An 11046-nucleotide genomic window follows, 5' to 3' on the forward strand; every position below is an offset into this window, starting at 1 on the left:
TTTTTATTGTGGTTTTGTGACACTGCCCTCGGAAACGGGTCGGTCGGCGGTTTTGAGCGTCGGCAGACGCACCGTGAAGGTGGTGCCGACGCCGACTTCGCTGGCGATCTCCAGCTTGCCGCGATGCCGCTCGACGATGTGCTTGACGATCGCGAGGCCCAGCCCGGTGCCGCCGATGCTGCGGCTGCGCCCGGAGTCGACCCTGTAGAAGCGCTCGGTCAGGCGGGGGATGTGGCTGGCCGCGATGCCTTCGCCGCGATCCACGACGGCCAGCTTCAGCATGGGGCCGTCGCGTTCCAGGATCACGCGGACGGGCGTCTTCGCTCGACCATATTTCATCGCGTTGCCGATCAGATTGTGCAGCATCTGCGACAGTTGCGCCCGGTCTCCCGCAATCGGTGGCAGGTCGGGCGCCAGTTCGCACGCGATGTCATCGGCGCGGGGCGATCCGGAGTCGAGGAATTCGTCCCAGACATGTTCGACCAGATCGCTCATGTCGACGGGCTGGGCCGGCTGGCGATATTTGTCCGCCTCGATTCGGCTGAGCGAGATCAGATCCTCGACGAGGCGTTGCATCCGCCGCGCCTCGTCGAACATCACCTTCAAGAAGCGTGCACGGATCTCGGCATCCTCGCCCGCCTCGTCGCCCAGCGTTTCGATAAAGCCGAGGATCGAGGCGAGGGGGGTGCGCAGTTCGTGGCTGGCATTGGCGACGAAATCGACGCGCATCCGCTCGGCGACGTCGTGCGCGGTCTGGTCGATCAGATGGACGATGCGCTGGCCGCTGCTGGTATCCGCGATCCGCATTTCCCAGCGCTGCTCAAGCGAACCCAGCCCGACCAGCGAGATGGGATGATTGGGGTCGGTCATGCCATCCCGCGCGAGCAGGCGTTCCGCGGCGGCAGGGTGGCGGATGGCGACGCGGGCATCCTCGCCCACGATATGCCCGCCGAGCAGCGTCCGCGCGGAGTGGTTAGCCAGGATCACCCGGCCCTTTTCGATCAGCAGGACCGGCTCGACGATGGCGTCCAGGGCTTCCTCCAGCAGCGGCGGCAGGGCGGCGTCCTGCTCCGGCATGGGCTCGCCATCGGGTTCGTTCGGCACGCCTTCGCTGGCGACCAGGGCAGCGGCGATCCCGCCGACCAGCGTGATGATCGCTGGCCCCGGCCCCGCGCTCAGAAAGACGACCAGTGCGGCGATCACCACCACCACCACGGCCCATAAGGTGCGAATGCCGAATCCCATGAGGTGTCGATGTAACGGTCGTCGGGGCGTCTGTCTTCCTCCGCTCGCACGGCCGACCGGGGGTCGAAATTTCGATCCAGCTTTGGGAAGTCCCGGGCAGCGCACAGCTTCTTGTCGGCGGGCAGCGAATATGGGACATCGCATAGACATGGATGACATGCCTATCGATCAGGGCCAGCTGCCCGAGGAACCGGCCGCCAAGCCTGCCTCCGCGACGCCGTCGAGCGCGACGAGCCGCCGGACGCTGATGCTGGGCGCTGTCGGCGCGAGTGCGGTCGTCGCGATCCGTCCGGCGCTGGCGCAGACGACGGGATCGGTCCAGAACTGTCAGATCCCGGTGCCGGACCCCGGCAATTCGGGAAAATATATCGCCAGCGACGGCTCGCTCGCACCTCCGAGCCTGTTGGGGCCGATCACCGGGCTGGGCCCCTTTCCGCCACCCGCTCGCCCTTTTACGGGCGCGGAGGTGTCCCGAGCGATGTTCCAGGGCTCCAATCTGCCCGGTGCGACCGCAAACAGTACCAAGGCCTATCTGGCATATATCAAGAAGCTGAAAATGGGGCAGAGCGGCTATACCTGCTTCCTGTCCGTACAGAATCCCCGGCACTGACGCCGTGCCCGGTCCGCGCTACCGCGCGGCGGACGAGGCGCTGCTGATCGTCGAGCCGCTCGATATCTTCACGGCGGTTTTCCATCGTCCGTCGGGCATCACCCATCTGCTGAACGAGCCCGCGCCGCAGATTTTGGAGGCGCTGGCGGATGAACCGCTGGATGCAGCCGCATTGTTGGACCGGCTGGCCGGGCAATATGAACTCGACGCAGTCGAAGGGATCGAGATGTTGCAGGCGCGGCTGGACGAACTGGAGGCGGCAGGGCTCGTCGATCGCCTGTGAGGCACCAGATCTTCTTGCGGGTCGGTCCGGTCGGTTTCCGGATCGGATCGGACTGGCACGCGCCGATCGCGGCCCTCGATGCGCTTTACCGGGATTATCCGCGACCGGATTTCGCCGACTATACCGTCCGGCTGGAGGCGACGTCGCCCTTGCGGCGGTGGCTTCGGCCATCAGTGCGGACATTAGGTGACTATAACCTGCCAGACTCGGCTCCGCTGCCGTTGGCGCAGGGGCTGCTTGCGGCCGAGATGGGGATGAACCTTCAGGTCGCGTTGGGCCATCGCCGTCACCTCCTGCTCCATGCGGCGGTCGTTGCACGCGGCGACCGGGCCGTCCTGCTCAGCGGGGTGTCGGGCGCGGGCAAGTCGACGCTGGCACTGATGCTGTCGCAGCGTGGCTGGCGCTTTCTGGGGGATGAATTCGCATTGATCGACCCGGTCAGCGGCTGGGCCCATCCTTTCCCCCGACCGATCAGTTTGAAGAATGAGAGCCTCGGCGTCATTCCATCCGACAGCCTGACGGGGCCGCGCCAGTCCGGCACGCCCAAGGGCGAAGTCCGCCACGTCGCTCCCGACAGTGCGGCGATCGCAGCGATGGACGTGCCCGCGCGTCCCGCCCTGTTGATCTTTCCCCGGTTCGGCCAGCCATTGGCGCTCCACGGCATGGCCCCGACCGAGACGTTCGTCCGCCTGACCCAGGCATCGACCAACTATGTCGCGTTAGGTGAGGCCGGGTTCCGGGCGCTGACCAGGCTTCGGTCGGAGGTGCCCGCCGTTGCCCTGGACTACCCCGATGGCGAGAGCGGGGTCGCGGCGGTCGAATCGATCTGGAGCAGGCTGTGAACGCGGTCGAGGCTCTGATCGACCTGCTCCGCCACCCTGAGGGATCGGCAGCGATCCCCCTCGGCGCGTGGACGCAAATCCTGGCGGTCGCGCGCGCCGAGACGTTGCTGGGCACGCTGGCCTATCGACTGGACGGGCGGAGATTGCCCGCCGTCGTGGCGGCCGTCCTGGCGGATGCGAAGGACGAAGCCGAACAGGTCCGCCGTGCCGCCCTGTGGGAAGCGAACCGGATCGCCCTTACCCTGGCGCCGCTGGGCCATCCGGTGATCCTGCTCAAGGGCACGGCCTTCGTCGCGGCCGGACTTGCCGCCGGACGGGGGCGTGGGATCGGCGATTGCGATATCCTGTTGCCGCACGCCCTGCTCGATAGGGCCGAAGCCTATCTGCTCGATGCGGGTTGGGAGTGGCTGAAATCCGATCCCTATGACGACCTTTATTATCGGCGATGGATGCACGAATTGCCGCCACTGGTTCATGGCGAGCGGGGGCATATGGTCGATGTGCACCACACCATCCTGCCGCCGACGGCGCGCCCTAAGCCTGATGCCGAGGCGCTGATCGCCGATGCCGAGATGCTGGCGGGCGGATTGGCGACGCTATGCCATACCGATATGATCGTCCACGCCGCAGCCCATCTGTTCGCCGATGGCGAGTTGAGCGGGGGCCTGCGCAACCTCTGGGATATCCATGCGCTGATCGAGGAACGGGGGATGGCCGGACTGAAGGAGCGTGCCCGGCATCACGGCCTGTCGAGCGCGGTCGGCCGGGCTTTGCGGTTGAGCCATGCGCTCTACGGCACCGCCGTGCCGGATGCCTGGCACAAGCTGAACGCCACCGACAAGCTTTATCGGCGGCGGATGACGGCACGCGACGGTTGGGCGCGCGAGCGACGGCGACTGACGCGCACGGCTTTCTACATCCGTTCGCACGCCATCCGTATGCCGCTACCGCTTCTCGCCCGGCACCTGTGGATCAAGTGGCGGAAGGGGAAAGCCGCGCCAGCGTCGGAATGAGCGCGTCATAGCCGTCGATGACCGCATCGGCGCCGAGCGTCTCGACCGGCTGGCTTAGAAATCCGAAGGAGCAGGCGACGACGGGCAGTCCGGCGGCACGGGCCGCCTCGACATCGAAGATCGAGTCACCGACAAAGGCGGCCGTCCCGCCACCGCACTGCGCGACCAGCGCTTGGATAGGGATTGGCGATGGCTTGGCGACACCCAGCGTATCCCCCCCGATGATCGTATCGAACCGGGCCGTCAGCCCCAGCGAGTCCAGGATCGACCGTGCAAAACGCTCGAGCTTGTTCGTCATGATGCCGAGGCGGACACCACGCGCCGCCAATTCGTCCAGCGCGGCAAGTGCGCCGGGAAAGGGCGCGGTGTGCACCGCCAGATGGGCCTCGTAATAGGCGAGAAGCCGGTGGTGCAACGTGTCGAGCGTCGTCTCGTCATAACCGCCGGTCGCGTCCAGCCCGTGTTTCAGCATCGCCCGTGCGCCTCCGCCGATCATCGGCTTGACGGCCTCGACGCTCAACGCGGGGCGGCCGATCGAGGCGAGCGCGTGATTGACCGCTGCGGCAAGGTCGCCGCTGGTGTCGAGCAGCGTACCGTCCAGGTCGAACCCGATGATGGCGAAGGGAAAACCCTGCGATGAATTGACGTCCATGTCTCGTTCCGGTGCAGCCTCGCGCTGGCAATGGCCCGAATTTCATGGCAGGCGCAACCATCATGACGAGACCGATCGCCGCCATCATCCTTGCCGCGGGCAAGGGCACCCGCATGAAGTCGAACCTGCACAAGGTTCTTCACCCGATCGCCGGACGCGCGATGCTGCTTCACCTGATCGACAGCGTGAAGCAATTGTCGCCCGAGCGCATGGTCGTGGTCACCGGGGCCGGACGCGAGCAGGTCGAGGCAGCCGTCACGCCGCTCGGCGTAGGCACCGCGTTGCAAGCGGAACAGCTGGGCACGGGGCACGCCGTCGCCCAGGCGCGCGAGGCCTTGGCGGGTTTCGATGGCGATGTCCTGATCCTCTATGGCGACGTGCCGCTGGTCGAGGCACGGACGATGCAGGCGATGATCGGCCGACTCGGCCAGGACGATGCGCCTGCGGCCGTGGTGCTGGGCTTCCGCCCCGCCGATCCCGCCGCCTATGGCCGGGTCGTGGCCGACGCCAGCGGCCGGATCGACCGGATGGTCGAGTTCAAGGATGCCAGCAGCCAGGAGCGCGCGGTCACGCTGTGCAATTCCGGCCTGATGGCGGTCCGCTCTGCGGATCTCTTTGGCCTGCTCGACCGGGTCGGCAACGACAATGCGGCCGGGGAATATTATCTGCCCGATATCGTCATGCTGGCAGCGGCCGATGGCCGTCATTCGGCGGTGATCGAGACGGACGCGAGCGAGGTCGCGGGCGTCAACAGCCGCGCTGAACTGGCGGTGGTCGAGGGCGACTGGCAGGTCCGCCGCCGTGCGCTGGCCATGGCCGAGGGGGCGACGTTGATCGCGCCGGATACGGTATGGTTCGCGCATGATACGCGTATCGGGCGTGACGTGGTCATCGAGCCGCACGTCGTCTTCGGCCCCGGCGTCCATGTCGGCGATGGCGTGACCATCCACGCCTTCAGCCATCTGGAAGGAGCGACCGTCGCGACCGGTGCCGATATCGGCCCCTATGCCCGTCTGCGCCCTGGTGCCGACGTGCGCGAAGGCGCGCGGGTCGGCAACTTCGTCGAAATGAAGAAGGCCGTTCTCGGCCCCGGCGCGAAAGCCAATCACCTGACCTATCTGGGCGATGCCGAAGTGGGCGCGGGGGCCAATATCGGCGCAGGCACCATCACCTGCAACTATGACGGGTTCCTGAAGTACAAGACGGTGATCGGCGAGGGGGCCTTTATCGGATCCAACTCCGCGCTGGTCGCGCCGGTCACCATCGGTGCAGGTGCGATCGTGGGGGCAGGGGCCGTGGTGACGAGCGACGTCGAGGCGGACGCGCTCGCGCTGGTCCGCGCCGAACGCCAGACCAAGCCGGGCTGGGCGAAGCGTTTTCGAGACATGATGACGGCCAAGAAGGCCGCAAAGAAGGCTGGGGAGTAAGACTATGTGCGGTATCGTGGGAATCCTGGGCGGTGACGACGTTGCCGAGCGTCTGCTCGACGGGCTGCGTCGCCTGGAATATCGCGGCTATGACTCGGCCGGCATCGCGACGATCGACCATGGCGCGATCGAGCGTCGGCGTGCGTCGGGCAAATTGGTCAATCTGGCCAAGGAACTGGCGGCGCACCCGCTGCCCGGCTCGATCGGCATCGCGCATACGCGCTGGGCGACGCATGGTGGCCCGACGACCAACAATGCCCATCCGCATGCGACCGATCACGTCGCGGTCGTCCACAACGGTATCATCGAGAACTTCAAGGCGCTGCGCGACGAATTGATCGGCCGCGGCCGCGTCTTCACCAGCGAGACGGACACCGAGGTCGTGGCACACCTGGTCAGCGAAAAGGTGGAACAGGGCCTCGACCCCGTCGCCGCCGTTCGCGAGGTGCTGCCGCGCCTGCACGGTGCTTTCGCGCTGGCGATCCTGTTCCGTGATCGGCCCGACATGCTGATCGGCGCGCGGCTCGGTTCGCCGCTGGTCGTGGGGTACGGCGACGACGAGACCTATCTGGGCTCGGACGCGCTCGCCCTCGCGCCGCTGACCCAGCGTATCGCCTATCTGGACGAGGGCGACTGGGTCGTCTGCACCCGTGAGGGCGCGCAGGTCTATGACCGCGACAATACGCCTGTCGACCGGCCCGTCACCCTGTCGGGCGTCACTGGGGCGCTGATCGACAAGGGCAATCACCGCCATTTCATGCAGAAGGAAATCTACGAGCAGCCGATCGTCGTCGCCCAGACGCTCCGCTCGTATCTCCAGCGGCTGGAAGGCAAGGTCGTGTTGCCCATTCCCGACTTCGACCTGTCGGGTATCAAGCGGGTCACCATCGTCGCCTGCGGCACCAGCTTCTATGCGGGCATGGTCGCCAAATACTGGTTCGAGCAGTTTGCACGGGTTCCCGTCGATTTGGATGTGGCGTCCGAATTCCGCTACCGCGCGCCGGTCATGGAGCCGGGGGGCCTGATGATCGTCATCAGCCAGTCGGGCGAGACCGCCGATACGCTGGCCGCGTTGCGCCATGCCAAGGCCGAGGGGCAGACGATCGCCGCCGTGGTCAACGTACCGACCAGCTCGATGGCGCGTGAGGCCGACCTGCTGTTGCCGACCCATGCCGGGCCGGAGATCGGCGTCGCCTCGACCAAGGCCTTTACCTGCCAGCTCAGCGTTCTGGCCGCACTCGCCGCCAACCTCGCCAAGGCCAAGGGGCGGCTGTCGGTCGAGGAGGAGAAGCAGCTCGTCCGCCACCTCGCCGAAGCGCCCGCCGCTATCAACGGCGCGCTGGCTTATGACGAGGCGATTGAGGGCATGGCGGGCACGGTCGCCGGTGCGCGCGACGTGCTGTATCTCGGCCGTGGCACCGACTATCCGCTGGCGCTGGAAGGCGCGCTGAAGTTGAAGGAAATCAGCTACATCCACGCCGAAGGTTATGCGGCGGGCGAGATGAAGCACGGTCCGATCGCGCTGATCGACGAGCATGTCCCAGTCATCGTCATCGCCCCGTCGGGCCCCCTGTTCGAGAAGACCGTCTCAAACATGCAGGAGGTGCAGGCGCGCGGCGGCAAGGTTATCCTGATCTCCGACTATGACGGGATCGAGGCGGCGGGTGATGGCTGCATCGCCACCATCACCATGCCCAAGGTGCATCCGCTGATCGCGCCGATCGTCTATGCGGTGCCGGTCCAGCTGCTCGCCTATCATGTGGCGGTCGCCAAGGGCACGGATGTCGACCAGCCGCGCAACCTCGCCAAGAGCGTTACGGTCGAATAACTGTCCATTTACGTCACTTTAAGTATCTTCGGCCACTATCCTTCCAACGATTGCATGATGTTGGAATGATGGTGGCCGGATGCGTATTCTGATTGTTGACGACGAACCGGCCGTTCACGAAACCTATTCCTACTGTTTCTGGGATTGCACGACGGATCATCGCGATCCGGTCGAGCATGGCGGTGACACCCGTGCGTTTCGTCCGCATCACTGTTATCAGGGCGCGGAGGCCGTCGCAGCGGTCGAAAAGGCCATGTCGGAGGGCAATCCCTTCAAGGTCGCCTTTATCGATATTCGCATGCCGCCGGGGATCGATGGGCGTGAAACCGCGCGGCGTATTCGCGCGCTCGACCCCGACATCCATCTGGTCATCGTCACCGGCTATACTGACTTCTCGCCCGCCGATATCAGCCGGGTGGCCGGCCCCGCCGACAAGATCTTCTACATCGCCAAGCCGTTCCAGTTGGCCGAGGTCACGCAGATGGCGATCGCGCTGTGCCACCGCTGGGACAATGACCGCGAATTGGCGGCGGCGCGCGCGATGCTGGCGGCACAGGTGGTCACGCTTGAGGAAAAGACCGCCGAGCTGGCGGCCAATGAAAATCGCGCCATGCATATCGCGATGCACGACGCGCTGACCGATGCGCCCAACCGCGTGGCGTTTCTGCGCGGGCTGCAGGAGCGGGGACGGCGGCCGGGTCCATTCGTCACCGGCATGATCGATCTCGACCGGTTCAAGCTGGTCAACGACACGCTGGGCCATCTGGCGGGTGACGAACTGATCCGCGAGGTTTGCGCGATGATCCACCGCCACGCACCGCGCGACGCCCTGGTGGCCCGGCTGGGCGGTGATGAATTCGGCCTCTTCTTCGATGCGGAGAATGAGGAGCAGGCGATTACGGCCTGCGAGCGGATCGTGTCGGCCTGTGCGACCAGCTTCAACATTCTGGGCCATGCCGTCCGCTGTGGTGCTTCATGCGGACTGGTGATGAGCGGGGAGGGTGTCGAACGCGACCCGACCGATCTGGTGCGGCAGGCCGACATGGCCTTGAACGATGCCAAGCGTTCGGGGCGCGGGGTCGTCCGGGTATTTGACGAAGGGATGGACGAGAGCATCCGGGTCCGGCGGGGGATCGAGGCCGGATTGGCCAGTGCGATCGCGAACGACGAGCTTAGCCTGGCCTTCCAGCCGATCGTCGGGCGCGGCGATCTGGAAATTGCCGGGTTCGAGGCATTGGTGCGTTGGACGACGACGGATCATGGCCCCGTCAGTCCGGCGATCTTCATCCCGATCGCCGAGGAAAGCCACCTGATCCACGAACTGGGCGACTGGGTGCTGGACCATGCTCTAGCCGAGTTGCAGCATTGGCCGGGCCAATATGTATCGGTGAACTTCAGCCCGGTGCAATTCCGGCGCTCTCATTTCGTCGCGCATGTCATGGACAGCGTTCGTCGTGCCGGGGTCGAACCCGGCCGTGTCCAGATCGAGATAACCGAGACGGCCATTTTCGACGATGCCGAACGTGCCTCGCAGACGCTGTGCGCGTTGCGGAAGCTTGGCTTCCGTATTGCGCTCGACGACTTCGGCACGGGCTATTCCAGCCTCTATAACATCCGCAAGTTCGCCCTCGACTGCCTGAAGATCGACCGCAGCTTCATCGACGGCATGGGCCGCGAGCGCGAGTCTGCCGCGATCGTCCATTCGATCATCCATCTCGGCCGCGCGCTGGGACTGGGCGTGGTGGCCGAGGGGGTCGAGACGGAGGCCCAGGCCCAGGCGCTGCGCGTCGCAGGCGCCAGCCATCTGCAGGGTTTTCTATTTTCCTGCCCGGTTCCTGCGGTCGAAGCCCGCGAACTGGCGACGCGGCGCGTCCTGCCGCTGCCGGGCGGCGATCATACAGAGCCCGCACTGGCGGTCGGTGCGCGGTACTGAGCGAAAGCGATGATCGTCACAGTGGCAGTTCGGGCTGCCGCGGTACGTTCCGATCCTCCTCCTGCTCGACCAAGCCCGACATGGTCAGGCCGAGCAGCCTGACGCCGCCCGTGACCGGCAACTGCTGGTCGAGTAGGTCCAGACCGATCGCCAGGAACTGCGCGCGGTCGCCAACGGGCTGGCTCGTCGAGCGTGCCCGGGTGATGGTTCGAAAATCGCTGTATCGCAGCTTCAGCGTCACGGTGCGCCCCGACACACCATTGCGCGCGATACGTGTCCAGGCGGCATCGACGACGCGCTCCAACGCGGCGTGCAGCCCCTCGCGGTCCGACAGATCTTCCTCGAACGTCCGTTCGGCCCCGACCGACTTCGCGATGCGCTGGGCACGAACCGGCCGATGGTCGATCCCCCGCGCTGCGCCATACAGATAATCGGCATAGCTGCCGAAATGACGTTGCAGAAAGTCGAACGGTCGGTCCCGCAGGTCCTGGCCCGTCAGGATTCCCAACGCCTCCATCTTGCGGGCGGTCACTGGTCCAACACCGTGAAACCGCTTGACCGGCAATGCGGCGACGAAGGCCGCGCCATGTGCCGGGGGAATGACGCACAGGCCATCGGGCTTGTTCTGGTCGGAGGCCAGCTTGGCGATGAACTTGTTGTAGCTGACCCCGGCGGAGGCGGTGAGCCCCGTCTCGGCCTTGATCGCGGCGCGGATCGCCGCCGCGATAGCGGTTGCCGAGCCCAGCCTGGCGCGGTCTTCCGTCACATCGAGATAGGCCTCGTCGAGCGACAGCGGCTCGATCAAATCGGTGTAGCGGGCAAAGACCGTGCGGATCTGCCCCGATACTTCACGATACACATCGAAGCGCGGCGGCACGAAGACGATTTCGGGACAGCGGCGGGCGGCGGTGACAGATGGCATGGCCGAGCGCACCCCAAATGTTCGCGCCTCATAGCTGGCCGCCGCAACGACACCCCGCCGCCGCGATCCCCCCACCGCCACCGGTCGTCCGCGAAGACTGGGGTCATCCCGCTGTTCGACCGAAGCATAGAAGGCGTCCATATCGACATGGATGATCTTGCGTCCATCCTGAGTCGCCATCGCATTGGTCGGACTGGAATAGTTTGGCACCGGGGAGCCCATGACGGTCACATAGTCGCTTGCTGCACGCCGGTAAAACGAAACAGGAACAGGGCTTCATCGTCAACCCCT

10 protein-coding genes are annotated in these 11046 nt (G+C 65.8%); 7 read left to right on the forward strand and 3 right to left on the reverse strand.

Going from position 1 to position 11046, the window contains the following annotated elements; all coding sequences use genetic code 11:
* Positions 1–3: 3 nt before the first annotated feature.
* Entirely contained in the window at positions 4–1245 is a 1242-nt protein-coding gene (locus SOM26_RS01385) for a sensor histidine kinase (protein ID WP_320450939.1), read from the reverse strand.
* A 148-nt stretch (positions 1246–1393) separates the two neighbouring features.
* Between SOM26_RS01385 and SOM26_RS01390 the strand changes: the two genes are divergently transcribed.
* The 4 genes from SOM26_RS01390 to SOM26_RS01405 are packed head-to-tail and all read left to right on the forward strand — an operon-like array spanning position 1394 to position 3993.
* Positions 1394–1855: a hypothetical protein gene (locus SOM26_RS01390; RefSeq protein WP_320450940.1), complete on the forward strand. Its 462-nt coding sequence runs from the start codon at positions 1394–1396 to the stop codon at positions 1853–1855.
* A gap of 4 nt (positions 1856–1859) precedes the next feature.
* Complete coding sequence (locus tag SOM26_RS01395) at positions 1860–2138, forward strand: HPr-rel-A system PqqD family peptide chaperone (protein WP_320450941.1); 279 nt, start codon at positions 1860–1862, stop codon at positions 2136–2138.
* Positions 2135–2980 (forward strand): HprK-related kinase A, encoded by an 846-nt coding sequence (locus SOM26_RS01400; protein ID WP_320450942.1) that lies wholly within the window; start codon positions 2135–2137, stop codon positions 2978–2980. The genes SOM26_RS01395 and SOM26_RS01400 overlap by 4 nt, the downstream gene beginning before the upstream one ends.
* Complete coding sequence (locus tag SOM26_RS01405; protein ID WP_320450943.1) at positions 2977–3993, forward strand: nucleotidyltransferase domain-containing protein; 1017 nt, start codon at positions 2977–2979, stop codon at positions 3991–3993. Before SOM26_RS01400 ends, SOM26_RS01405 begins: the two co-directional genes overlap by 4 nt.
* On the opposite strand, the gene SOM26_RS01410 is transcribed toward SOM26_RS01405, so the two are convergent.
* Positions 3953–4645: an HAD-IA family hydrolase gene (locus tag SOM26_RS01410; RefSeq protein WP_320450944.1), complete on the reverse strand. Its 693-nt coding sequence runs from the start codon at positions 4643–4645 to the stop codon at positions 3953–3955. The two genes, SOM26_RS01405 and SOM26_RS01410, sit on opposite strands and share 41 nt — an antisense overlap.
* Before the next feature lie 62 nt (positions 4646–4707).
* On the opposite strand from SOM26_RS01410, the gene glmU reads away from it, so the two are divergent.
* The 3 genes from glmU to SOM26_RS01425 all read left to right on the forward strand — a co-directional run bounded on the left by glmU (position 4708) and on the right by SOM26_RS01425 (position 9833).
* Entirely contained in the window at positions 4708–6072 is a 1365-nt protein-coding gene (gene glmU / locus SOM26_RS01415) for a bifunctional UDP-N-acetylglucosamine diphosphorylase/glucosamine-1-phosphate N-acetyltransferase GlmU (protein WP_320450945.1), read from the forward strand.
* 4 nt (positions 6073–6076) lie between these two features.
* Entirely contained in the window at positions 6077–7900 is a 1824-nt protein-coding gene (gene glmS, locus SOM26_RS01420) for a glutamine--fructose-6-phosphate transaminase (isomerizing) (RefSeq protein WP_320450946.1), read from the forward strand.
* A 79-nt stretch (positions 7901–7979) separates the two neighbouring features.
* On the forward strand, positions 7980–9833 hold the full coding sequence (locus tag SOM26_RS01425; RefSeq protein ID WP_320450947.1) for an EAL domain-containing protein: 1854 nt from the start codon (positions 7980–7982) through the stop codon (positions 9831–9833).
* Positions 9834–9849: 16 nt separating this feature from the next.
* Here SOM26_RS01425 and dinB read toward each other — a convergent pair whose 3' ends face one another.
* Positions 9850–10935 (reverse strand): DNA polymerase IV, encoded by a 1086-nt coding sequence (dinB, locus tag SOM26_RS01430; protein WP_320451262.1) that lies wholly within the window; start codon positions 10933–10935, stop codon positions 9850–9852.
* Between the last annotated feature and the right edge of the window lie 111 nt (positions 10936–11046).

This window comes from Sphingomonas sp. CFBP8993 (genome assembly GCF_034044895.1).
Classification (GTDB): Bacteria; Pseudomonadota; Alphaproteobacteria; order Sphingomonadales; family Sphingomonadaceae; genus Sphingomonas.